Consider the following 24,031-nt stretch of genomic DNA (forward strand, 5'->3'; position numbering starts at 1 on the left):
AAAGAAAACCAACTGCTCTTTTACTATTCTATCAACTTTTCAAGTAAGCCTTTATTCTGTTACTTCCGTTTAATCAAGTATTTAACTGCCTTTTCCAATCTTTCCTTCTGCGCTTGAGGGTCGCCTAAAGGTTCATTAATACAAGCTGTTAAATTCTCGGTTATCATCAACTCAATAATACGATCAACGCTTGAACGAACTGCTGTTAATTGGGTGATGATATCGACACAATCCCGCTCTTCCTCCATCATTTTTTGGATACCCCGCAATTGACCTTCTGAGCGTTTGAGGCGTGTAATGTACTTTGATTTTGTCATCTATTTATCCTTAAACGATTTTTTTACATTATATCTCTAATAAAGCCCTTTGTCAAAAGTATCACTTCTCTTAAAGATAAAGCCTCCTAGTTCTCTACTCTAACTCGCGTAACAATACCATCTTTGTCAGTCACGCTGAATTCAGCAGACGAAAACTACTTAGTTATCGCCTTGTTAGTTTGAGATTGAGCAAATACTTTCAACAACTCCTCTTTATTCTCAACTTCAACCACATAGTAAGCAAGACCTGCCATGCTATTTTCACGTCGAGCTAAATCTTTACCACCTTATTCATTAACAGCTAAATGGTGATGGTAAGCCCCTGATGCGATCCAACTGGCATGTGGAATCGTGAATTTATCCTCAAGACCAAGAGACTCTTGGGAGAATGCACTCACTTCTCGGCCATTTTTTACAGATAGGTGAACATGACCCATACGAGTACCACTTGCAATTGCAAAAGGATCAAGTTCTTTGCCTAGTTCATAGATAGCTTGTGCAGACAGTTCTTCTGTCACACCAATAATATGACCATCCTCACGAATATCCCAGACTGTCACAGGCTTATCTCTATAGAGTTCTATGCCATTACCCTCCAGGTCTTCTAGATAGATAGCCTCACAATAGCCATGATCAGCTCCACCAACTAATGGAATCTTTAAGTCTAACAAGTGTTAAAAAACATTAACCAAATCTTCACGAGTCGGCAAAAGAAGTGCCATATGATAAAGACCATAACTTTGCTTAGGATTGCTAATGTCAACTGTCTTAATTAGCCGAACTAGCGATTTCCCACCAGCACCTAAAAGAACTTCTTTTTCCGATTGATTCAAAATCTCCAAGCCAAGCAACTGATGATAAAATGCTGTCTGACTTTCTAAGTCCTTGACATTTAAAGCTACTTCAGCCAAATAAATCTGACTATTATATTCGTAAACCATAGAAAACCTCTCTTCGTTATAACTTTATTTGCTACATCTATATATACAAGCTTATATGGTAATGTCAATCTAGATGCTTAGAGATGATAAAAATAAGAAGAGTCTGGGACGAATCAGTTAAAGACAAGCAAAAAAGCCTTGATTTCAAGGCTTTTTCCTGTTGATTTAGATGCTCCCTGCATGGATTTGGGAGGCTTTCTCATCTTGAAAGAAATTAAAAATATTGAAATATAAGTGATTTTCGGAAGATAATTAAAGAAGATTTAAATGTAATTATTTCAAAATGGGGCAAAAGTGGGGCAAAAACGATTGACTCATATTTGGTTTGAAAACCTATAATACCTAATGGTTATGCTATACTAGAAATATAGTGTCGTTATAAATAAAAATCAGTGTAAGACCAAATCGGAGGATAAAATGGAAAAAAATTAATGAAAAAATGACAGAGATTATATATAAAGTGAATGATATGATTCCGGTTGAATGGGAAGACCTTTATATCAACTTTGAAGTGGATAAAACGCTTAGTGGTAGCGTCATATTTTTCTTTAAATATAAAGGAGAATAGCATTATTACATGGATATTCCATCTTCATTTGGTATCCCTAAGACAGCATTTAGAATGGAATATATATAATTCTATTTGCATTAGGTGAAGATATGAAGAAAATTTTCATTGGAAACAGTCTTCCAGAGTGGTCTGCCTTTACAATTAAGGTGGATGAAAATAATAAAGTCTCTTTGGACTTTGACTATGCGCCATGGCTCGAAAGCGACTTTGGACCAACGGATAGAATAGATTTCTTTGAATATAAATATCTCGGCAAGCAACCAGCGAATGAAAAAGAGCTTGAACAGTTCAAGGCTATGGCAGCTTTCCAAAGAGAGCATAATGGAAACTAGATGAAACAATCAAAAAACCACCTTCGGGTGGCTTTTTTATACTCGTTTTCACCATTTCGTCAAAGAGATTTCTCCGCTATTGAGCCAGATTTCTTCCTGATTGTCCAATTGGACCAAGAGTTGGCCGGTATCAGAGATATCTTTGGCGATGCCTTGATAGGTTTGCTGGTTCTGCTCAAAGGTAACGGTTCGTCCTAAGACCAGGGAGCGCTCTTTGTAGAGGTAGACCAGTTCATCGATATCCGTTTGGAAGAATTCTTTCCAGATCTCGCTGATGAGGTCATTGCGGGTGATGGGACAAGGTCCTTCAAATAAGGAACCAGCCTTGGTTTGTAGCTCATCTGGAAAAGTAGGGATGGCTAAATTGAGACCGACTCCGATAATAACATCCGTGACGAGACCAGTCTCAATCGACGTGATAGCTTCGGTGAGGATTCCCCCAATTTTTTTATGGCGGTAGTAAATATCATTGACCCATTTGATATCGATATCGATCAGGGTCAAGTTTTTAATAGCCTTGTAGATAGCTCCAGCGACCATCAAGGTATAAGGAGGGAGCTCCGCAGGTGGCAGTTGAGGCTTGAGATGAAGGGACATGTAGATGCCACCTTGATCAGGGCAGTAGTAGTCACGACCAAAGCGGCCTTTTCCAGCGGATTGCGAATTGGCCAGGTAGAGCGCCTTGCCTTCTTTATGGGTTTCTATGCCTAATTTGGCATCCAATTGGGTGGAGCTACATTGTTCGTTTAAGGAAACGGTCAATTGGGTATTTTTTGCAATCACTGCAGGAAGCAGAATATCGCCTGAGACCAGTTTGTAGCCCTTCTTTTTGAGGGATTCGATGACGACCCCATCTTTTTCTAGACGTTGGATGGCCTTCCAGATAGAGGTTCGGGAGACACCTAGTTCTTTTGCCAGCTGCTCTCCGTTGACATAATCATCTGCCTGAGAAAGGGTTTGAAAGAGGATTTCGTGTGTTTTCATAGTTTTTTATTCTTGGAAAGGATGGAAGATCATCCATTCTTCGTACTTTCTCTAATAGTTAGCTTGGTTCCTAGCATAGTGAGGGTTGGTATTTCTCTCGGAGATAGGACTTGTTTATTTAGTACATCCATTGCGGTTCGTCCCATTTCTTCTGTAAAAACGGTGATGGTAGAGAGGGGAGGAAAGACTTGCTTGGCTAAACTGGTATCATTAAAGGAAATGAGTTGGATATCATCAGGGACCTTAATGCCGGCCTCTTGAAAAGCCCGGAGAGCCCCAATGGCTAAACTATCACTCGCAGCAAAATAGGCATCTGGTAAGGGTAAGCCAGACTGAAGCTTAGAGGAAATGAGGTCATAGCCTGATTGAGCTGTAAAACTTCCAGTGAGGATGAGTTCAGGGTGATAAATACTTCTTTCAATACAATAGTTTCGATAGGCTCGTCGCCGAGGATCGGGAATACTTTCCAATAGGTCAGTTGTTTTTTCCTCACCGCTAAGGAGCCCAATTGTTTGACAGCCTTGTTTTCGTAAATAGGAAAGAGCAGTCTGTACAGCATTTTCAAATTCAGTCGCGACGCAAGGGTGACCTTGGTTAAGGGTGTTACTATCGACAAAAACAAGAGGTTTGTCTAGCCTTTCTAACTCGACAATCTGAACCCTACTAAACTTTCCGATACAAAGGACCCCAATAACTTCCTCACCTAATCGAAAAGGAATATCATTGAAATAGCGGAGAATCCCATAGTCGAGATCCTGTGCTCTTTTTTCAATGCCTAAGCGGATGTTGTAATAGTAGAGGTCGTCCAGCTCTCCCTCTTCACTTTTCCATTGGATGATGACAATTTGCTGTTTTTCTTTTTTAAAGTTCCCACTTTTCTGATGTCTGGTGTAGCCTAGTTCGTCAGCAACAGTCAAAATTCTGTGGCGGGTTTCCTCCGTTACAGAAAGACTGGCATCTTGGTTCAGAACACGAGAGACAGTGGCGATGGATACGTCTGCGAGGTTAGCAATATCCTTTAATGTGGCCATTCGTTTTCTCCTTCTTTCTTCTAGTATATCATAGGTTTCGTCATATTAGCGAATTTTACTAAAACTTTAGTAAAATAATTGATTTGTTGCATGAAAGGGGTTACACTAGTGGTAAATAACTATATAAGTGAGGTAATCTCAATGAATACTCAAGAACTTCGGGAAGCTTTTCAAACAGTCTTTGGAGCAGAAGCAGATCACACTTTCTTTTCACCAGGACGGATCAATCTGATCGGTGAACACACTGACTATAATGGTGGGCATGTCTTCCCAGCAGCCATCACTCTTGGTACCTACGGAGCGGCAAGAAAGCGTGAGGATAAGGTCTTGCGTTTCTTCTCAGGAAACTTTGAAGACAAGGGGATCATTGAAGTTCCACTTGAAAATCTCCACTTTGAAAAAGAGCACAACTGGACCAACTATCCAAAAGGCGTGCTCCACTTCTTGCAAGAAGCTGGTCATGTCATTGATAGCGGTATGGATGTCTATGTCTACGGCAATATTCCAAACGGATCCGGTCTTTCTTCTTCAGCATCGCTTGAGCTCTTGATTGGCGTCATTGCTGAGAAACTATATGATCTTCAGTTAGACCGTCTAGATTTGGTCAAGATCGGGAAACAAACCGAAAATCACTTCATCGGAGTTAACTCTGGGATCATGGACCAATTTGCCATCGGTATGGGGGCTGATCAACGGGCTATTTATCTCGATACCAACACCCTAGAGTATGATTTGGTACCGCTGGACCTCAAAGACAATGTCGTGGTCATCATGAACACCAACAAACGCCGGGAATTAGCGGATTCAAAATACAATGAACGTCGTTCAGAATGTGAAACCGCAGTCTCTGAACTCCAAGAAAAATTGGATATCCAAACCTTAGGGGAATTGGATCTCTGGTCTTTTGATGCCTACAGCTACTTAATCAAGGATGAAAATCGCATCAAACGGGCTCGTCATGCTGTACTTGAAAACCAACGGACTCTCCAAGCACGTAAGGCACTTGAAGCAGGTGATTTGGAAGGCTTTGGCCGTCTCATGAATGCTTCCCACGTATCCTTGGAGCATGACTACGAAGTGACTGGTCTAGAATTAGATACTTTGGTGCATACAGCCTGGGAACAAGAAGGCGTCTTGGGCGCTCGTATGACAGGAGCAGGCTTTGGTGGTTGCGCCATCGCCCTTGTAAACAAAGATAAAGTTGAAGCATTTGAAGAAGCTGTCGGCAAACGCTATGAAGAAGTCGTTGGCTATGCGCCTAGCTTTTATATTGCAGAAGTTGCGGCAGGGACACGAGTTTTAGACTAGGTGATAATAATGGAAGCTGTAATATTTGATTTAGATGGCTTATTAGCCGATACGGAAATCATTTCTCTAAAAGTTTATCAAGAATTGCTTAGAGATTTTGGAATTCCTTTCACAGAAGAAACTTATTCTAGAGACTACAGTGGACATAGGGAAGAGGAGAATGTTCAACGATTTTTGGATACCTATGATTTACCATGGAACTTTGACCAAACCTTGGCTAAAGTCTATGAACTGGAAGCTCAAATCTTAGCCCAAGGTGTTCATTTAAAAAAAGGTGCTAAGAATTTACTTACTTTTTTGAAAACAGAGGGTATCCCAATCGCTCTAGCAACTTCAAGTGTTGAATCTCGGGCTAGAATGATCTTGGATAGCAATGGGATCCTGTCCGTATTTGACCATCTAGTTTTTGCAAAAGATGTCAAACGAAGTAAACCTTACCCAGATATATTTTTAAAGGCTTGAAGTGATTTGAATGCTTTACCAGAGAATTGCTTAGTACTAGAGGATAGTGAGGCAGGGATTGAAGCAGCCTATAGGGCTGGAATACCAGTCATATGTGTTCCAGATTTAAAAGTACCAGCACAGTCTTTCTTAACTAAAGCAGAACAAGTTTTCCAGGATTTGGATGCTGTCAGAGACTATTTAAAACGTAAGAAGGAGAATCAATGAATCAGGGAATTTTGGATGCATTTGTCACAGCCGTCATTGCGGCAAGTGACTACGAAGAGATGGATCGGATTTATCTAAAAAATCGCGTCATGAGTCGCGTTGGAGAAGAAGGGCTAGACGCTCCAGCTCATAAGGCAGACTTGATTGCGCTCAAAGATCAGCTGGTAGAGATCGCTGTTGCAAATAACAAGATCCAAGACAGCATGGCCGCAAAAGACAGTTTGGGTGCGGAGTTGATGGATTGGATCACCCCTAGCCCTAGTCAAGTCAACCATTGTTTCTGGGAGACCTACCGTCAGTCTAAGGAAGACGCGATTGCGGATTTCTATGCCCTCTCTAAGCGCAATGATTACATCAAGGTAGAGGCCATTGCGCAAAATATTGCCTTTGAGGCAGAAACTCCCTACGGTTCTCTTGAAATCACCATCAATCTATCAAAACCTGAAAAAGATCCTAAAGACATTGCGGCGGCCAAGCTTGCCAAAGCCAGTCATTATCCAGCCTGCCAATTGTGCTTTGAAAATGAAGGCTATCAAGGTCGCCTAGACCATCCAGCTCGGGCCAATCACAGGATTATTCGCTTTGATATGGACGGTCATGATTGGGGCTTTCAGTATTCCCCTTATGCCTACTTCAATGAACACTGCATTTTCCTCGATAGCCAGCATGTGCCCATGGCCATTAGCCGCAAGACCTTTGAGCGACTCTTGACCATTGTCGAGACTTTCCCAGGCTATTTTGCGGGGTCCAATGCAGATCTGCCCATTGTAGGGGGATCCATCCTGACTCATGACCATTACCAAGGGGGACGCCACACCTTCCCTATGGAGTTAGCTCCTGTAGAGGAAAGTTTCACCATTAAGGGCTTTGAAGCTGTATCGGTAGGAATTGTTAACTGGCCCATGTCGGTTCTTCGTTTGAATTCAGATGACAAGGCGCAATTGATTGCCCTGGTAGACCATATCCTCACAGCCTGGCGAGGCTACTCGGACCCAGCAGTTCAAGTCTTAGCAGCATCCGACGGTCAGCCCCACCATACCATTACCCCCATTGCACGGATTCGTGATGGGCATTATGAACTGGACTTGGTGCTCCGTGACAACCAAACCTCACCAGAGCATCCCGATGGCATTTATCACCCACATGCGGATGTGCAACACATCAAAAAAGAAAATATCGGACTGATCGAAGTCATGGGCTTGGCCATTTTACCACCTCGCCTCAAAGAAGAGCTCAAGCAGGTTCAAGACTATTTGCTTGGACGTGAGAGCTCTGTGGCGACCTACCACCAGCCTTGGGCAGATGATTTGAAAGCTGCTCACCCAGCCATCACAGACGAAGCAGAGGCAGAAGCCCTTGTCCGTGAATCAGTCGGCCAGATTTTTGCGCGCGTGCTCGAAGATGCTGGAGTCTACAAGCGAACAGCAGAAGGACAAGCTGCCTTTAGACGCTTTGTTGCGACGCTTTAAGTGTGGAGAAGCGGCAGAAATTTGGTACAATAAGAGAGAAGACAAAGAAGCGAAAGGAAAACAAATGGCAATACTCGTACTCGGAGGAGCTGGCTATATCGGTTCCCACATGGTGGACCGTTTGGTCAATGAAGGACAGGAAAAAGTCGTCGTGGTCGATAGCTTGGTCACAGGCCACCGTGCAGCGGTGCATCCAGATGCCGTCTTTTACCAAGGAGACCTGGCGGATCAAGACTTTATGCGCACTGTTTTTAAGGAACATGCCGATATTGATGCGGTCATCCACTTTGCGGCCTACTCACTGGTTGCCGAGTCCATGGCAGATCCATTGAAATACTTTGATAACAATACAGCTGGCATGGTCAAACTCTTGGAAGTCATGCATGAATGTGGGGTGCACCACATCGTCTTTTCTTCAACCGCTGCCACTTACGGTATTCCAGAAGAAATTCCGATTCTTGAAACCACTCCACAAAAACCGATTAATCCTTATGGCGAAAGCAAGCTTATGATGGAAACCATTATGCGCTGGGCAGATCAAGCCTACGGCATCAAGTATGTGCCCCTTCGTTACTTTAATGTAGCGGGTGCTAAACCTGACGGCTCGATTGGCGAAGACCATGGACCAGAGACACACCTCTTGCCAATCGTCTTACAATTGGCTCAAGGCAAACGCGAGAAGATCTCTATTTTTGGAGATGACTACAAGACACCAGATGGCACCAATGTTCGGGACTATGTCCATCCATTTGACTTGGCAGATGCCCATCTGCTTGCGGTGGAGTATCTCCGAAATGGCAACCCATCGACTGCCTTTAATCTGGGCTCATCGACCGGATTCTCTAATCTTCAAATCGTTGAAGCAGCCCGCAAGGTGACAGGACATCCGATCCCACTTGAGATTGCTGATCGCAGACCAGGAGATCCAGATACCTTGATCGCATCCTCTGAGAAAGCGCGTGCTATCCTCGGATGGCAACCAAAATTTGATAATATCGAAACCATCATCCAAACAGCTTGGGCTTGGCATTCCAGCCACCCAGACGGCTACAATGATCGATAAGAAGAAAACTCAAGTCAGTTGGCTTGAGTTTTTTGTGTGGGCGAATGTGCTGGGAATACCACTAATTAGGCTTTTTTATGTGAATAATGAAGTTTAGGATTATTACCTTCAGAATTAGCCAAGGTGGACCCGAAATTTAGGAAACGTATCGATGCAATGGATCAAGAAGCGTTAGAAGAGGCCTACCCAGAACTTAAAATATTGATCTCCATGGCTCATGTGAATCCCTATGCACAACTATTTAAATCTGAAACAGAACGCGCTAATTATGATTACCTACTAGATCGCTATTTCCTTTTAGATAGTCAAAAAATGCTTAGTTGGCGAGATCCCGCCTTTCAAACTAAATATGATTATTATATAATTGAAGAAGGAATCGATCCTTTTACAGGCAAACCTGCTACACAGGAAGAAATCAATTGGGCAAAAGATATCAAGAAGGTGAGGGCTTTTACTGATAGCCTTCAACTAGCAAGTACCTTGTATACCTCTTATGTTGGCTATAATCAGTACTACAATAAACCCTACACAACTTTCTCAGATGTATATAGTAAGGTAAAAGGAAAGATTCCTTTCTCCAATAGAAAAATTGAAAGTTGTTATAGGAATGCTTCTGAATTCAAAATGTACAATGTGGATGACTTAGTTAGCAAATCTCAAACAAACAGAGAATTTTACTGAGAAGTCTTTGAGTCACATTTTTGAAGGTGATATCAATAGAAAAGGTCGAGCGGGAGGATATCACTATGATATGGTAGAGGGTACTGCAGGAAACGTCATAGAAGGTACTAAAGAACCTGTTTTGAATAAGTCTGGAGTTTATGAAGCGAAAGTTGAAGTGAATGGGATTCTTAAGAAAGCTAATGGAGGGAAATCAACCTTCTTCCCTGACCATATGAGTCCGCAGGAGGTTCTATATGCCATTAATGAGGCATATTCCAACAAGGTATTGATAGAAGGTAGTCGTTATGTAGGGACAGGTCAAAATGGAATAAGAATTGAAATAATTTTAAATTCTGAGGGAAAAATTATTACTGCTTATCCGCAAAAATAGAATAATTTTAAAGGTGCGTATAAATGAGACGAAACTATATTGTAAAAGTAAATAATGATAGTCAGAAATTTTTGTTAGTAGAATTTGATAGTTCCAATTGTCACTCCTTATCAAATTTTTTAAATTCGGAGGTCCATAATTTTTATCCAGATGTTCTAGAAGCTTTGGAGACTGTCATTTCTGGAAATATGGAGGAGTACGCTTTTGATGGTAATTTATTGGGGATCGAAGTTGGAAAAGAAATAACAGAAGTTTACTTCCAATTTGAGGAAGAAATATTAGGAGAACCTTGCTTTATCCCAACTGATGAACTATATAAATTGGTTTTAGAGTGGAAAGAGATGGAAGAGAAAATGCACAGTGGAGCAGATATTTTTCCACTGACTTTAGAGGATTGATGTTGAAAAACTCACCCTATACCCCTCTCCTCTAGCTATTCCCCCCATTTCATGATAGAATAAATAAAAACATATTTGGAGGCATTATGAATCAGACAGTGACTTATTTGCAGGAATTGACAGCCATTCCTTCCCCGACCGGTTATACACGTGAGATCGCGGACTACTTGGTTAAAACCATTGAAGGCTTTGGGTACGAAGTAACTCGGACTGCTAAGGGCGGCGTGAATGTAACCGTGCCTGGTGTGATCACAGACAAACAACGCTATGTCACAGCCCATGTGGATACCTTGGGAGCTATTGTCCGCGCGGTGAAACCAGATGGCCGTCTCAAGTTGGACCGTATCGGTGGTTTCCCATGGAATATGATTGAAGGGGAAAATTGTACGGTCCATGTAGCCAATACCGGAAAGACCCATTCTGGGACGATTTTGGTCCATCAGACTTCTTGCCATGTCTACAAGGATGCAGGGACTGTCGAGCGGACTCAGGACAATATGGAAGTCCGTCTGGATGAAAAAGTAACCAATGAAAAAGAAACTCGTGCCCTTGGCATTGAAGTAGGTGATTTTGTCAGCTTTGATCCTCGGACTATTGTGACAGATACTGGCTTTATTAAATCTCGCCATTTAGATGACAAGGTGAGCGCGGCGATTCTCTTGAATCTTCTGCGCGTGTACAAGGAAGAACAGATCCAATTGCCAGTAACGACCACCTTTGCCTTTTCAGTCTTTGAAGAAGTGGGGCATGGTGCTAATTCTAGTATTCCGGCTGAAGTAGTCGAATACTTGGCAGTGGACATGGGGGCTATGGGAGATGACCAAGCGACGGATGAATACACGGTATCCATCTGTGTCAAAGATGCTTCTGGACCGTATCACTACGAATTTCGTCAGCATTTGGTATCCTTGGCAAAAGCTCAAGAAATCCCTTATAAGTTGGATATCTATCCTTTCTATGGATCAGATGCTTCTGCAGCCATGAGCGCAGGAGCAGAAGTCAAGCATGCCCTTCTCGGAGCAGGGATCGAATCTAGCCACTCATATGAGCGGACCCACTTGGATTCTGTAGTCGCAACAGAGCGCATGGTCGATGCCTACCTCAAGAGCGACTTGGTAGATTAAAATTTGGAACTACTCTCCGGAGTAGTTTTTTCTTAAACTAAAACTAAAATTTTCTGAAAATTCCTTTTCTTCTGAAAATCTTTGTGGTATAATCTTAAAATAAACTTAAAATTTCTTAAGAAGTTTTACATGAAAAAAAGAAATGTCATTGCACTTGCGGGAGTTGCCCTCCTTTCAGCAGGTATCCTAGCAGCTTGTTCAGGTGGTTCTAAATCATCTAGCTCAAGCAACGGTCAAAAATTCTCATATGTCTATGAGACTGAGCCAGAAAACCTAAACTATATCACATCTGGTAAAGCAGCAACCCACGATATCACAGGAAACTTGATTGATGGTTTGTTTGAAAATGATAAATACGGGAACTTGATTCCATCTCTTGCAAAAGATTGGACAGTTTCGCAAGATGGCTTGACTTATACTTATAAACTTCGTGATGATGCTAAATGGTATGATTCAGAAGGCGAAGAGTATGCGGATGTAACAGCTAAAGATTTCGTCACAGGGATCAAATATGCGGCTGATAACAAATCAGAAATGCTCTACATCATCCAAGATTCTATCAAAGGCTTGAATGACTACGTCAGTGGTAAAAATAAAGATTTCTCAGCTGTAGGAGTAAAAGCAGTTGATGATCATACCCTTCAAATCACTTTGAACCAACCAGAATCTTACTGGAACTCTAAATTGACTCTTGGGATCACTTTCCCTGTCAACGAAAAATTCGTGAAATCAAAAGGGGATAAATTCGCTCAAGCAAGTGATACTAGCTCCCTTCTTTACAATGGTCCTTACATCTTGAAGAGCTTTACTTCAAAATCTTCTATCGAAATGACCAAGAATGAAAACTACTGGGATAAAGACAAGGTCTACATCTCAGATGTGAAATTGGAATTCTACGATGGACAAGACCAAAGTAAATTGGCCAAATCATTCGGAGAAAATGCTCTTAGCTTGGCAAAACTCTTCCCAACTGGATCTGGTTACTCAGAGCAAGCTAAAGAATTCAAAGATGAAATCACCTACACTCCTCAAGACGCCGCTTCTTATGTTATTGGTACCAACATCGACCGTCAATCTTACAAACACACTGCTAAGAAGACCGATGAAGAAAAACAATCTACTAAGAAAGCTCTCTTGAACAAGGACTTCCGTCAAGCGATCAGCTTTGCCTTCAACCGTGAAGCGTATGCTGCTCAATTGAACGGAAAAGACGGAGCAAGCAAGATCATCCGTAACCTCTACATTCCACCAACATTTGTCCAAGCTGATGGCAAGACCTTTGGTGAAATGGTGAAAACACAATTGGATACCTACGGAGATGAGTGGAAATCTACTAAACTAGACGATGGTCAAAATGGTCTCTTCGATGCTAAGAAAGCGAAGGAAGAGTTTGCAAAAGCGAAGACTGCCTTGGAAGCAGAAGGTGTGAAATTCCCAATTCACATCGATATGCCTGTAGACCAAACCACACCATCAAGAGTTCAACGGGTACAATCCTTCAAACAATCAGTTGAAGAAGCACTTGGTAAAGAAAATATCGTCATCGATATCCAAATGCTTTCGAAAGAAGACCTTCAAAATGTGACCCTCTTTGCGCCAAATGCGGCTGGCGAAGATTGGGATCTCTCTGATAATGTTGGTTGGAACCCTGACTACCAAGATCCATCAACTTACATGGATATCTTGAAAGCTTCATCTGGTGAAAATACTAAGACTTTCCTTGGATTTGACCCAAGTGAAAACAATGAAGCAGCTAAAAAAGTTGGTCTTTACGATTTTGAAAAGATGATCAAAGATGCTGGTGCAGAATCACGAGACGTCAACAAACGCTACGAAAAATATGCGGCAGCGCAAGCTTGGTTGACAGATAGTGCCCTTGTTATCCCAACTTCTTCATCAACTGGACGTCCATTCTTGACACGTATCGAACCATTCTCAGCTCCATTTGCATGGACTGGTGGTAAAGGAAAAGACCACGTGATCTACAAAGGAATGAAACTCCAAGATAAAGCTGTGACAACTGCTGACTACAACAAAGCCCTTGAAAAATGGCAAAAAGAACAAGCAGAGTCAAACAAAAAAGCACAAGAAGATCTTAAGAAACACGTCAAATAAGGATCGATAACCGAGGCTGATGCCTCGGTTTTTTGTGGGATCATTTGAATATCTACTTGATATAAAAACGCTTACAAAGTATAATAGAAGTGTTGATTACAAAAAAGTAAGGAGACTGACATGAAAAAGAAAACAATGGTTTCCATTGTCGCATCGAGTTTACTGATCGCGCCGATGGTCTTGCATCAAGTAGTAGCAGCAGATGAGCAAACGGAAGAGTTAGCCCCATCGACAGAAGTGGTCCATGCTCCAGCTACCGAAGCAAGACCGACAACAAGTGACACAAGTACTGCCACTAGTGAAGAAGCTGCAAGCTCGAATGAGGCATCACTGGATCGGACGGCAGGTGCAAATCAAGCAGCCCCTGCTACAGAAGAACACACAAGACAAAGTGAGCCGACTGTCCCAGTAGCAAGTCCAGCAGCAACAAACAGGGAAGCTGTACCTCAATCTGCTCCTACTTCAGAAGCTCCGGTAACATCTCAGGATTTGGCAAAGGTCACAGGTACCACCCTTGCAGCGGATCAGGCCTCTAATGAGTTGACGGTCCAAGATGCTGTTAATGGCTTGCTTCAATGGGCAGCAACAGATCCTAGCCAATTGGGCCAAAGCCAAGCAGATCGCGAACGCTTTGCCAAGAGTTTAGGCTTGATTGAAAAATCAGAAGATCTGACCCGTAAGGTCAGTCAGCCAGAATTGGCCAAGATGTATGAAACAGCTAAGAAACTCTACGATGCCTACCGGGCTGAAAAGAAAAGTCCGCTCTTTTTAAATGGTCGTGCCCAGCCTATTTTTCCTTATACGACGGGAAAAAAAGAAGACCAAGACTACAAATATGAAGACAGCCAAATTGTACGTTTCCCAGTCTATGTCGAAACGGACTATGACACCGATGCAGATGGCAAGCCAGACTTGGTCAAAGCCATTGTTCAATTACCAAAAGCAGTCGCGCAAGGCGATTTTAAGGCAGCCACTATTCTCGAAGCGCGCCCTTACGTAGCGGGGACACTAGACGAAAACTACGTGACTCTTGAAAGTTTGGGGCTTCCAACAGACGGTAGCTACGATATGAAGAAACTGCACAGTCAACCTGCAAAGAGACAGCCAGTAAGCAGTGAAACAACAGTAGAAGCAGCGAAAAAAGCCAAGGCATCGGATTGGTATTACTACAGTCCCTACGAGTATATCTATGACTACGAAGATCTGAACTGGTACGACTATTTCTTGGTCAGAGGCTATGCCTTTATCTCTAGCGCTGGACTTGGTACCAAGGGATCAGAAGGATTTAACACGACGGGGTCTGATCTCGAAATCAATGCCTTCAAGAATATCATCGAATGGGTCAATGGCAAACGCAAGGCCTACACCGATAAGACTAGCAATGTTGAAATCAAGGCCGACTGGGCTACAGGCAATGTCGCCATGACGGGTCTGTCCTGGGCTGGAACAACGACCTTTGGTGTGGCAGCGACAGGCGTAGAAGGATTGAAGACCATCGTTCCGGCAGCAGGAATTGCCTCTTGGTATGATTATTTCAATAGCCAAGGAACCCAATTTGGCAATGCACCTTATAGTGACCTTTCATGGCTTTCCCTCTACGTTAGCACGCGAATGCTGGACCAAGACGACTGGGCAGGTATTTGGCAAAACTATTCCAGCTACATCAACCAATTGAACAAGGACCAGTACGCTCATGATCGCAACTACAGTGATGTCTGGAAGGAGCGGGATTATACCCTTCATCCGGAAAATCTCAAGACCAGCGCCCTGATCGTCCATGGCTTGAATGATGACAATGTCAAGACCAAACACTTTGAACTCATGTATGATGCTCTCAAGAAAGCAGGGCAAGATGTCAAGCTCTATCTCCACCAAGGAGATCACGTCTACCCAGCGGCTATGTCACGGGGATACGGCATCACCGCCAATGGTCAGGATTTTTATGACCTGCTCAATACCTGGCTGACCCATTACCTCTACGGTGTGGACAATCACGTCGAAAGCTTGCCAGCGGTTCTAGCTCAAAACAACTATGATCCAAGCAAGTGGGCAAGCTATGATAACTGGAAGAGCAATCAACGTCTCTTCTTGAATGCAAGCTCGAAACGTCTAGAAGAAACCATTTCTAGTGATTATGCGGCTGCAGGTGTTGAGATCGCTAACCGTAATGAAACAGTCAGCAAAGCCTCCTCTAAGGCCAATCTGACCTTCGTTTCTGATGTTACTGAGGACACTACGATCAAGGGCCACATCCCTGTTCATTTCAAGGCAGCTCTTGCCAAGGGTCAAGGAAAGAATTTCCAAATCAACGCCCTCTTGGTAGATGTGGCAGATGAGGACTTTGACGTGGTAGGAAATGGTAGCGTCAAGCAAGATAAAACAGCAGACGGTTTCTGGATGGGAAGCAATTTAAGCAACCTATCTGTTGCCGAATACGAAACCATCAAGACCAAGTACAAGGTGATCGCAAAAGGCTGGATCAACCTTGCGAATCCTGAGTCTGGCTACGATTCAGCAAGCTCACGCGCAAGCATCGAGCCAAAAGTTGGTGAATACCACGATTACACGGTTTATCTCCAACCAAATCTTTATACAGTTAAGAAAGGTCACAAGTTAGCGCTTGTTTTCAACACCTATGACCCGTCTGATTTAACGGTGGAGCATCCATATGAAGTGACCTTCAAGACAGATTCTATCCAGGCTGCGATTCCAATTGTCGAAAAGACCCGCGTTCAAAAGGCAGCCTATGTACCAAGTGCAACAGATACTGACTATGCGAAATTGCCAGAAATAGAAGGAGCTGCTCTAGTCGCTCCAGAAGTGCACTACAAGGAAGAATATAGGCTTCCAAGCCCAGAACACCTTGTCCAACCAAGTCCAAATACTCCTGACAAGGTAGAGGAGATGAAGACAGGATCAGCTACACAAGAGCAACCTCATCGTGCCCTAGCAGTATCCTATGGCCCTCAATTTGTTTCACAAGGATTGGTAGAAGCTCGTAAGGTTGCGACTCCTGCAGTAGAAGGAGAACAAGCAGACAATATGCTTCCACAAACAGGCAGCAAAGACCATGCTCTGGGTCTCTTAGGTGTGATCAGCCTAACAGCTTCAAGTCTCATCTTTTGGCGCAAAAAGAGAGAAGATGCCTAAGGACTCCCCGTAGCAAATATTTCTAAAATGACATCTTTTAGTGTAAAATAAAAGTAGAAATGCAGAATCAGTAGTCACTACTGAAAAAGGAGGAAATATGGCACACGTAATCACAGATGCAACTTTTGAACAAGAAACCAGCCAAGGACTTGTCTTGATTGACTTTTGGGCAACTTGGTGTGGACCATGCCGCATGCAAGCTCCAATCTTGGATCAGTTAGCAGAAGAAGTACATGAAGATGATTTGAAAATCTGTAAGATGGATGTAGATGAAAATCCAAATACAGCACGTCAATTCGGTATCATGTCGATCCCAACGCTTCTCTTTAAAAAAGATGGACAAGTTGTCAAACAAGTGGCTGGAGTTCATACGAAAGCCCAATTGAAAGAAATCATTGCAGAATTGAGCTAAAATGAAAACTCGTTTTCCAATATGGAAAACGAGTTTTTTGATGCTCTTTATTTCTTTTAAATAGACGCGACACCCATTGACAGCGCTTTCTTATAGTGCTAAAATGAAGCTGTATTTCCTATAAAATTTTTACAGGAAAAAATTCTCCTAGGACAATGTCGATCCTAGGAGAACATTACATATAAAGGTTATTGGCCCTCTGTATCTTGGGCTACCCAGATACTGACGGAGCGCTCTGCCACTGGGAATTCAGCAGTACCGTCTTCTTGAGCTTGGACAGTTTCGCTACAATTTTCTAAGACATCATAGTAGGTGAGGCCTGCGTAGGATGAGCCGATCTCCATGACTTTTGTAGCAGCTTGGTTATTCGAAACCAAGCAGGCGATTGGTGCTGATTCTTCTGTACCTGAGCGTGTCCAACCGATGCAATTAGGATCATCGAAGTAGTCTGTTTGTTCCCCGTAGGCCAGATCTTTACGAACCCATAAGAGGCGATCGAGGACCTCTTGGAAACTTTCTTGCGCAAATTGGCCCTTGATACCGTAGTAGTCTCCATAGAAGACACAAGGCAAACCAGCTTCACGAAGTAAGATCAAGGCATAGGCTGCAGGCTTAAACCATTCTTGGATCGTAGATTCCAAGGCTTGCCCTCGCTGGGTATCATGGTTGTCCACAAAGGTTACGGCCTGTTCAGGATGATTGAGCGCTAGTGTTCCATCAAAAATAGTTCGAAGGTCGAAATTTTCACCCTCTTGACTAGCTCTGAAGAGATTTTGGTGGAGGGCTACGTCGACCAGGTCATACAGGTAATCAATGCATTCCAAGTACTCATCGTTGGTTTCTGTGTCCCCATTCCAAAATTCACCAAAGACGTAGAAATCTTCACCATATTTTTTGGTAATATTGTGGATGAAATTCTTCATAAAGAAGGAGTCAATGTGCTTGACGGCATCCAGACGGAAGCCCTCAACCCCTGTCGTTTCGATAAACCATTCAGCCCATTGATCGAGATTTTCTACAACCTCGGGATGTTTGAAATCGATATCGGCGTACATGAGGTAATCGTAGTTTCCGTTTTCCTTGTCAACCAGATCTCCATGGGCCCAACCTTTGTTGTCCCCTTGGATTTGGTAGATCCCACTCTTATTACGTGAAGCATCGTAGTCCGTACCGGTGAAGTGGTACCAATGCCAGTGGAAGTCATTATAGGCGCCATTTCGGCCATCAAAGGTGAATTTGGTCCATCCTTGAATGGTGAAGGGTTCAGTGAGAACCTTGTTTCGATCCATCGGATCGACCTCAACGACCTCGAATTCTTCTAAGCCATCTGCAGCAGCTTTATGGTTGAGAACGACATCGGCCATTGGTTGAATCCCTGCATTTTTGAGGGCTTGAATGGCTTGAAGATAATCGTCTTTGAAACCGTATTTGGTACGAACCGTTCCTTTTTGATCGAACTCGCCCAAATCAAAGAGGTCATAGACTCCGTACCCAACGTCATTGTTAGAAGTAGCTTTAAAGGCAGGTGGCATCCAGACCTTGCGAATACCCAAGTCTGCTAAGTGTTGCGCATCTTCAGCAAGACGCGTCCAGTGGTTCCCATCAGCGGGCAAATACCACTCAAAATATTGCATTAAGGTTTGATTTTCCATTTTTATTTCTTCTTTCATGTGAATGTCCCTATTTTACCAAAAATAGTTGGATGCGACAAACTTTTGCGCTGGAAGCAAGCCCTTTCTAGAAAAGAAATCGCATACATGAAAGAAATGAAGTGAGAATATAAAAAGTAGCATTTTATTTACGTAGAAATATCAGTCTGATACATATATTTCTATTCATTTTATAGTTTGATCATATCAAAGGAGGATTGGTTTGAAAGTGAAAACCACCAATAGAGAGAGCATCGAAACGATTTTTACCGAAGCCTTGGCGATCCCAAGCTTTACCAACACTGAGACTGAGCAAGGAATCGAAGCCTACCTGGATCAACGGCTTGCCCAGATCCCCTATTTCAAGGAACATCCGGATCACTTTGGGCGCTATCAGGTGCCACAGGACCACTTGCATCGGTCGGTCAATTGGGCCTTAGTTGATAAGGGCAAGAAAAAAACAGTTATACTTTTCCACCACCATGATACAGTCGATTTAGAAGACTATGGAAATTTGGCAGAAATCGCACTCGATTCTGATAAAGTAGCAGAAGCCTTGAAAACACTAGATAGGCGACCAGATATGCAGGAAGATTTAGCTTCTGGGGAGTGGAAATTTGGCAGAGGGGCTTGCGATATGAAAGCAGCATTGGCCCTTCAATTGGGGGTTCTGGAAGCCTATGCTGCAGATCCCGTGGAAGGTCAGGTCAATCTGCTCTATCTCTCTGTTGGAGACGAGGAATCCTATTCACGTGGGATGCGAGGAGCCTTGGGCCTCCTCACAGATTTGCAGGAAAAGTTTGATCTGAATTATGTATTAGCAGTGGATTCAGAACCCTTTGAATCAGAAGTAGGAAAAGAAAAGGTCCTTCACATCGGCACAGTCGGCAAACTCATGCCGGTCGTTGTGGCGCAAGGTGTCTTGTCCCATATGAAGGAGCCCCTTAAAGGGATCAATGCCTTGTCCCTCTTAGTAGCCATTGCAGGCCAGTTAGATCTTCATCCCGATCTGGCAGATCAGGCCTTGGGAGAAACGTCTCCCCTTCCTTCTTGGTCCTATCTCAGAGATTTGAAGGAGCAATACGATGTATCGACCGTGCTTTATGCAGCTGGTTATTTCAGTGTGTTGCATTTGAAGAAAACACCCCAAGAGCTCATGCAACGAATCTATGAGCTTAGTCAAGAGGCCTTGGACGCCTTTTACAAGAAGTATGAGCACTTGCAGGATCAGGCTGGCCAAGAACATATGATTGCAAGGCCAAGAGTCATCACCTATCAAGAACTAGAGGAACGTTGCCAAGCCATAGAGGGCTACCAAGCCTTTAGAGAAGCTTCTAATAAAAAAGCGGAGCAAGATTTTCGTAATGGGACCAGCTACCAGAGCCTTGCGATTCAGCAAATCCAGCGGCTCCTTGAGTTTCTCGGAGATAAGGATCCTATGGTGGTCATCGGTTTTGCGCCCCCATATTATCCTTCCATGAATTGTCGCTTTTTAGACAATACCGATTTCAATATCGTGTCCCTCATCACTGATTACCGCGAGTATCTGGACACAAGAGGTTACCTCTTGAAAGTGGAAGAATACTTTATGGGGATTAACGACACCAGTTATTGCGCCTTGGAAAAGGATGTGGCTTCTTATCAAGTCGTCCTAGATAGCCTAGCCACACCAGCCCAGGTCTATGATCTGGATCTGGAAAAAATTGCCCAAATTCAGGTTCCAGCGGTCAATCTAGGCCCTTGGGGGAAAGAATTGCACAAGCGAGGAGAGCGGGTCTACAAAGAAGACTTCTTGGAGACCATTCCAAACTATTTACTAGAATTGCTCTACCATTTCGATGATCGCTTATCAACAGAATAAGAAAAAACGGTCCCAATGAGGATCAATTAGGGAGTTAACATGATTACATTTCACGGAGTTACCAAAGATTACGATGGGCACATTGCCCTCAACCACTTGGATCTGACCATCGAAGACGGGCAAATTGTCGGCTTGATTGGCCACAACGGAGCTGGAAAGTCAACGACCATCAAGAGCCTGGTCAGTGTCATCACCCCAACTACTGGTTCCATTGAAGTGGATGGTCAGGACCTCTATAGCCATCGACTTGCGATCAAAAAGAAGATCGGTTATGTGGCAGATTCGCCAGATCTTTTCTTGCGTCTCACAGCCAATGAATTCTGGGAGTTGGTTGCGACCTCTTATGATATGAGTCAGAAAGACTGTGATCAACGCTTGGAAGAGCTTCTTAGGATCTTTGATTTTCAGAGCCACCGCTATGAAGTGATTGAATCCTTTTCACATGGGATGCGCCAGAAGGTCTTCGTCATTGCAGCCCTCTTGTCAGATCCAGATATCTGGGTCTTGGACGAACCGATGACCGGTTTGGACCCACAGGCTTCTTACGATTTAAAACAAATGATGCGCCAGCATGCGGATCGCGGCAAGACGGTTATTTTCTCTACCCACGTCTTGGAAGTAGCTGAACAACTCTGTGATAAAATCGCCATTCTCAAAAAGGGTAATCTCATTTTCTATGGGACGATCGAGGAATTGAAGGGCCAGCACCCCGAACAAAGTCTGGAAAGTATCTATCTCAGCCTAGCGGGTCGGAAGGAAGAAGGTGGCGATCATGCGTCTTAAGATTATCCAGCAACTGGTCAATGTCAATATCATCTATGCCAGTCAGCCCGCTCAGATCGCAAAATTACGTGCCAAACAGGCTAAAAAACCGGACGTCAAACTCAATGTCGCCCGCAAATCGGTGCTCAACTACCTCTTTTTAGGATTGGTCTATTTCGTCATATTTGGCTTGCTCTTTAGTATCTATGATTTTGTGAACCAACCAGCCTTCTTTGTCAATATGGTGGCCCTCTTTTCCTTGATGACCATTTCCCAAGGATTTATGAGCTTTTACAATGTCTTTTATGAAAGCAAGGACCTCCAGTTTTACCGGCCCTATGCCTTCTCAGATGCGGAAGTCATTGCTGGAAAGAGTATCTCGGTCATCCTGACCCTTCTCATGGCTATCCTTCCCTTGGTCAGCTATTTTCTGATCCTGCCTGTCCAAGCAGGCGGCTTTAATCTGTTAGGGATCCTGCTAGGCCTCTTTTGTGCCTTAATTCTCTTAGGCGTTCTCTTTTTAGCGACGATCATCCTATCCCATCTGATCACTAAGACCCTCTTTTTCAAAAAACACACGACCCTGGTCTCCAACATCATGGTCGGAATTGGTTCTCTTCTGAGTCTAGGAGCTTATCTCTATCTGAATCTAGTCCAGACCCATCGGCTAGAAGTGTCGGGGGGCGCAGAGATTCCCATTCTATTTCCACCTTTTACGGCCTTTCATCAGTTCATCCTCCATCCTTTTGATGGAGAAGCGATCCTTGGCCTTCTGAGCTGGATCCTGGTCCTTCTGGTCTTGATCGGCCTGGTTCGAAAAATTGTGATCCCGCAGTTCTATGATGCAGCCCTTGCAGTTGCGACCAACCAAACCGTCAAAGAGCGCGTGAAAGTGCTCCATGTTGGTCAGAAAGATTCCTTTAGGCGATTTGTCATTCAGTATCATCGCAGACTCTTGAGCGATGGAACCCTTATGGTGCAAGTCCTCTTGATGATGAGTATTCTGCCATATATTTTCCTCCTCAGTGGAGCAGCAGGAGCGTCTAAAAATATAGGAGGACTCAGTTCTTACTTGACGCCCCAGTATCTGGTGCCACTGACCCTTGTTGCCATCTTGATTGGTGTTTTCAATAGTTTTGGAGGCTTGACTAGTATCGGTATTTCGCTAGAGCGCGAAAACTTTGAGTACTTGAGATCCCTCCCTATTGATTTCAAACGCTATCTCTTTATGAAGTTTTGGTTGCTCTATCTGGTGCAATCCATCCTTCCTGTCATTCTTCTAGTTGGCGTTTGTCTCTATTTTGGCGTCCATCCCTTGGCTATCCTAGCTATGTTATTGATCTGGGTGGTAACCACCATTCCGATCTGCATTCGAGACTATGTCAAAGATTTTCAGAACTTTAGCACCAATTGGACCAATATCACAGAGTTGATGACCCGTCATCGTGGGAATGCAGTTCTTCAGTCTATTCTCTTAATTGTCTTTCTCTTTGTGATGTTTCTCTTGATCATTGTCAGCTTCATTTGGACCTATCATTCCGTCAGCACCCTGCTAGCTGCGATCCTTTATAGTGTCCTGTTGCTAATTGGAGCAGGAATCAGCTATACCATCTACCGCAAAAAGATCCGTACTCTCTACCAAGAGATCGGAGAATAAAAAGTGAGAGTGGGACAGAAATCGGTAATTCGTTAGAATTCGATTTCGTCGTCCCACCTCCGCACAGTTGAGTAGGGTTGTAAAGCAGATGAAATCAGCGTAGTAGAGCCCACTCAACCGCTGCGTCTTGCTCGACAATCCAAAAACAATTGAGAGGCTAGGACTTTTGTCCTAGCCTCTTTTTAGTGGTAACTTAAATTTCATAGCCCATGAGGAGGCCGCCTTCTTCAGCGTAGAAACTACAAAGTCCAGAAGTAGGAAGGACTTCAATCATTGCATGGGCAAACTTTTCTCGAACCAATGCAGAGAATTGCTCGATAAATTTTTCATTGTTGCGGTGGGCGATGGTGATATGACCGCCAGCATACCCCGCCTTGATCAGTTCATCAAAAGCAGCCTTGATCGCTTTCTTTTGACCCCGTGCTTTTTGAAGCAACTCAAGGGTACCGGTCTTACTAGCTTCGCCTACCATACGGATATTGAGGAGCCCGACAACAGTCCCAATCAATTTGCTGAGACGCCCATTTTTGACCAGATTATCAACCTTGGCCAAAACAAAGAGCAACTTCGTCTTAGACTGGTAGGTCGTGATCACATCGACCACTTGATCAAAATCGAGGCCTTCAGCGACCAACTGATTAAGCTTGCGAACGATTAGGTCCACCTCACCCCCAGCTGATAAGCTATTGATGACGTGGATATTGGTATTCGGATGCTCTTCTAGATAAATCTTCTTAGCTACCTCAGCACTATTGTAGCTACCAGAAAGGGTTCCAGTGATGGTCACAACGACAATATTTTCAGACCCTTCAAAAGACTTCATGTAGTCATCAGGACTCGGACAGGCAGACTTAGAAGCAGTCGTAGTCGCATACATCTCCTCCATCATCTGATCGATATTGAGGTGGGCATCATCTGTATAGATGGTATCACCCACTTGGATGGTCAATGGGACACTGACAAACTCCGTATCCGGTGCAAGAATGTCCAAAGAGCGGTAGTCACAGCCTGAATCCGCAATAATTTTCCATTTCATCAGTTCATACCTCATAATTGTATAAAAATGTACATTGACAAGTAGTATGTCTTCTTTTACAATTATATCATGAAGAGCAATGCTATCCAAGCAGATATCATCAGGTGAGACAGATAGAAAGTAAATGT

18 protein-coding genes and 3 pseudogenes are annotated in these 24,031 nt (G+C 43.5%); 15 read left to right on the plus strand and 6 right to left on the minus strand.

Going from position 1 to position 24,031, the window contains the following annotated elements; translation table 11 throughout:
• Positions 1 to 59: 59 nt before the first annotated feature.
• Together O3642_RS00240 and O3642_RS00245 are read right to left on the minus strand one after the other, a co-directional pair.
• On the minus strand, positions 60 to 317 hold the full coding sequence (locus O3642_RS00240; RefSeq protein ID WP_003002739.1) for a metal-sensitive transcriptional regulator: 258 nt from the start codon (positions 315 to 317) through the stop codon (positions 60 to 62).
• 86 nt (positions 318 to 403) lie between these two features.
• Positions 404 to 1,258, minus strand: a pseudogene (locus O3642_RS00245) (VOC family protein).
• Between the two features lie 439 nt (positions 1,259 to 1,697).
• Here O3642_RS00245 and O3642_RS00250 point away from each other — a divergent pair.
• Positions 1,698 to 2,161, plus strand: a pseudogene (locus O3642_RS00250) (immunity protein YezG family protein).
• A gap of 48 nt (positions 2,162 to 2,209) precedes the next feature.
• Here the strand turns inward: O3642_RS00250 and birA are convergent.
• Positions 2,210 to 3,145 (minus strand): bifunctional biotin--[acetyl-CoA-carboxylase] ligase/biotin operon repressor BirA, encoded by a 936-nt coding sequence (birA, locus tag O3642_RS00255; protein ID WP_371605140.1) that lies wholly within the window; start codon positions 3,143 to 3,145, stop codon positions 2,210 to 2,212.
• A gap of 29 nt (positions 3,146 to 3,174) precedes the next feature.
• On the minus strand, positions 3,175 to 4,176 hold the full coding sequence (locus tag O3642_RS00260; protein WP_003002635.1) for a LacI family DNA-binding transcriptional regulator: 1,002 nt from the start codon (positions 4,174 to 4,176) through the stop codon (positions 3,175 to 3,177).
• A gap of 141 nt (positions 4,177 to 4,317) precedes the next feature.
• Between O3642_RS00260 and O3642_RS00265 the strand changes: the two genes are divergently transcribed.
• The 11 genes and pseudogenes from O3642_RS00265 to trxA all read left to right on the plus strand — a co-directional run bounded on the left by O3642_RS00265 (position 4,318) and on the right by trxA (position 16,938).
• The gene (locus O3642_RS00265) at positions 4,318 to 5,484 is read left to right on the plus strand and encodes a galactokinase (RefSeq protein WP_151378755.1); all 1,167 of its coding nucleotides are present in this window, start codon (positions 4,318 to 4,320) and stop codon (positions 5,482 to 5,484) included.
• 9 nt (positions 5,485 to 5,493) lie between these two features.
• Positions 5,494 to 6,153 (plus strand): annotated as a pseudogene (locus O3642_RS00270) (HAD family hydrolase).
• Positions 6,150 to 7,622, plus strand: coding sequence for a UDP-glucose--hexose-1-phosphate uridylyltransferase (galT, locus tag O3642_RS00275; RefSeq protein ID WP_155172108.1), 1,473 nt, complete (start codon positions 6,150 to 6,152; stop codon positions 7,620 to 7,622). The pseudogene O3642_RS00270 and the gene galT overlap by 4 nt, the downstream one beginning before the upstream one ends.
• A gap of 64 nt (positions 7,623 to 7,686) precedes the next feature.
• Positions 7,687 to 8,685 carry a UDP-glucose 4-epimerase GalE gene (gene galE / locus O3642_RS00280; protein WP_371605141.1) on the plus strand — a complete coding sequence of 333 codons (999 nt, stop codon included), beginning with the start codon at positions 7,687 to 7,689 and terminating at the stop codon, positions 8,683 to 8,685.
• 156 nt (positions 8,686 to 8,841) lie between these two features.
• Positions 8,842 to 9,366, plus strand: coding sequence for a hypothetical protein (locus O3642_RS00285; RefSeq protein WP_241672661.1), 525 nt, complete (start codon positions 8,842 to 8,844; stop codon positions 9,364 to 9,366).
• Between the two features lie 7 nt (positions 9,367 to 9,373).
• A complete protein-coding gene (locus tag O3642_RS00290; protein ID WP_155172104.1) occupies positions 9,374 to 9,739 on the plus strand; it encodes an EndoU domain-containing protein in 366 nt (121 codons plus the stop codon).
• Between the two features lie 23 nt (positions 9,740 to 9,762).
• Positions 9,763 to 10,137: a hypothetical protein gene (locus tag O3642_RS00295; protein WP_155172102.1), complete on the plus strand. Its 375-nt coding sequence runs from the start codon at positions 9,763 to 9,765 to the stop codon at positions 10,135 to 10,137.
• 86 nt (positions 10,138 to 10,223) lie between these two features.
• The gene (locus O3642_RS00300; protein ID WP_155172100.1) at positions 10,224 to 11,261 is read left to right on the plus strand and encodes a M42 family metallopeptidase; all 1,038 of its coding nucleotides are present in this window, start codon (positions 10,224 to 10,226) and stop codon (positions 11,259 to 11,261) included.
• 129 nt (positions 11,262 to 11,390) lie between these two features.
• The gene (locus O3642_RS00305; RefSeq protein ID WP_155172098.1) at positions 11,391 to 13,376 is read left to right on the plus strand and encodes a peptide ABC transporter substrate-binding protein; all 1,986 of its coding nucleotides are present in this window, start codon (positions 11,391 to 11,393) and stop codon (positions 13,374 to 13,376) included.
• Positions 13,377 to 13,496: 120 nt separating this feature from the next.
• Positions 13,497 to 16,526, plus strand: a complete 3,030-nt coding sequence (locus O3642_RS00310) for a CocE/NonD family hydrolase (RefSeq protein ID WP_371605142.1) — start codon at positions 13,497 to 13,499, stop codon at positions 16,524 to 16,526.
• A gap of 97 nt (positions 16,527 to 16,623) precedes the next feature.
• A complete protein-coding gene (gene trxA / locus O3642_RS00315) occupies positions 16,624 to 16,938 on the plus strand; it encodes a thioredoxin (protein ID WP_003002728.1) in 315 nt (104 codons plus the stop codon).
• Between the two features lie 188 nt (positions 16,939 to 17,126).
• Here trxA and O3642_RS00320 read toward each other — a convergent pair whose 3' ends face one another.
• Positions 17,127 to 18,608 carry an alpha-amylase gene (locus O3642_RS00320; protein WP_371605143.1) on the minus strand — a complete coding sequence of 494 codons (1,482 nt, stop codon included), beginning with the start codon at positions 18,606 to 18,608 and terminating at the stop codon, positions 17,127 to 17,129.
• 208 nt (positions 18,609 to 18,816) lie between these two features.
• Here O3642_RS00320 and O3642_RS00325 point away from each other — a divergent pair, with 208 nt between their 5' ends.
• Genes O3642_RS00325 through O3642_RS00335 form a run of 3 tightly spaced genes read left to right on the plus strand, consistent with a single transcriptional unit; the run spans position 18,817 to position 22,867 of the window.
• Positions 18,817 to 20,448, plus strand: a complete 1,632-nt coding sequence (locus tag O3642_RS00325) for a M20/M25/M40 family metallo-hydrolase (RefSeq protein WP_371605276.1) — start codon at positions 18,817 to 18,819, stop codon at positions 20,446 to 20,448.
• 39 nt (positions 20,449 to 20,487) lie between these two features.
• Positions 20,488 to 21,231 (plus strand): ABC transporter ATP-binding protein, encoded by a 744-nt coding sequence (locus tag O3642_RS00330; protein WP_003010968.1) that lies wholly within the window; start codon positions 20,488 to 20,490, stop codon positions 21,229 to 21,231.
• Positions 21,221 to 22,867 (plus strand): hypothetical protein, encoded by a 1,647-nt coding sequence (locus O3642_RS00335; protein ID WP_371605144.1) that lies wholly within the window; start codon positions 21,221 to 21,223, stop codon positions 22,865 to 22,867. The genes O3642_RS00330 and O3642_RS00335 overlap by 11 nt, the downstream gene beginning before the upstream one ends.
• 193 nt (positions 22,868 to 23,060) lie before the next feature.
• On the opposite strand, the gene O3642_RS00340 is transcribed toward O3642_RS00335, so the two are convergent.
• Positions 23,061 to 23,903, minus strand: a complete 843-nt coding sequence (locus tag O3642_RS00340; protein WP_371605145.1) for a DegV family protein — start codon at positions 23,901 to 23,903, stop codon at positions 23,061 to 23,063.
• Positions 23,904 to 24,031: the final 128 nt, after the last annotated feature.

The organism is Streptococcus sp. 27098_8_66, assembly GCF_041431945.1.
Taxonomy (GTDB): Bacteria; Bacillota; Bacilli; order Lactobacillales; family Streptococcaceae; genus Streptococcus; species Streptococcus dentalis.

What these genes read in the sequence shown, in the direction of transcription:
- O3642_RS00265 (WP_151378755.1), top strand. Translation starts at nt 4,318, where the DNA reads ATGAATACTCAAGAACTTCGGGAAGCTTTTCAAACAGTCTTTGGAGCA.
- O3642_RS00260 (WP_003002635.1), bottom strand. Translation starts at nt 4,176, where the DNA reads ATGGCCACATTAAAGGATATTGCTAACCTCGCAGACGTATCCATCGCC.
- O3642_RS00330 (WP_003010968.1), top strand. Translation starts at nt 20,488, where the DNA reads ATGATTACATTTCACGGAGTTACCAAAGATTACGATGGGCACATTGCC.
- O3642_RS00285 (WP_241672661.1), top strand. Translation starts at nt 8,842, where the DNA reads ATGGATCAAGAAGCGTTAGAAGAGGCCTACCCAGAACTTAAAATATTG.
- O3642_RS00320 (WP_371605143.1), bottom strand. Translation starts at nt 18,608, where the DNA reads ATGAAAGAAGAAATAAAAATGGAAAATCAAACCTTAATGCAATATTTT.
- galE (WP_371605141.1), top strand. Translation starts at nt 7,687, where the DNA reads ATGGCAATACTCGTACTCGGAGGAGCTGGCTATATCGGTTCCCACATG.
- O3642_RS00295 (WP_155172102.1), top strand. Translation starts at nt 9,763, where the DNA reads ATGAGACGAAACTATATTGTAAAAGTAAATAATGATAGTCAGAAATTT.
- O3642_RS00335 (WP_371605144.1), top strand. Translation starts at nt 21,221, where the DNA reads ATGCGTCTTAAGATTATCCAGCAACTGGTCAATGTCAATATCATCTAT.
- O3642_RS00305 (WP_155172098.1), top strand. Translation starts at nt 11,391, where the DNA reads ATGAAAAAAAGAAATGTCATTGCACTTGCGGGAGTTGCCCTCCTTTCA.
- galT (WP_155172108.1), top strand. Translation starts at nt 6,150, where the DNA reads ATGAATCAGGGAATTTTGGATGCATTTGTCACAGCCGTCATTGCGGCA.
- O3642_RS00240 (WP_003002739.1), bottom strand. Translation starts at nt 317, where the DNA reads ATGACAAAATCAAAGTACATTACACGCCTCAAACGCTCAGAAGGTCAA.
- birA (WP_371605140.1), bottom strand. Translation starts at nt 3,145, where the DNA reads ATGAAAACACACGAAATCCTCTTTCAAACCCTTTCTCAGGCAGATGAT.
- trxA (WP_003002728.1), top strand. Translation starts at nt 16,624, where the DNA reads ATGGCACACGTAATCACAGATGCAACTTTTGAACAAGAAACCAGCCAA.
- O3642_RS00300 (WP_155172100.1), top strand. Translation starts at nt 10,224, where the DNA reads ATGAATCAGACAGTGACTTATTTGCAGGAATTGACAGCCATTCCTTCC.
- O3642_RS00340 (WP_371605145.1), bottom strand. Translation starts at nt 23,903, where the DNA reads ATGAAATGGAAAATTATTGCGGATTCAGGCTGTGACTACCGCTCTTTG.
- O3642_RS00310 (WP_371605142.1), top strand. Translation starts at nt 13,497, where the DNA reads ATGAAAAAGAAAACAATGGTTTCCATTGTCGCATCGAGTTTACTGATC.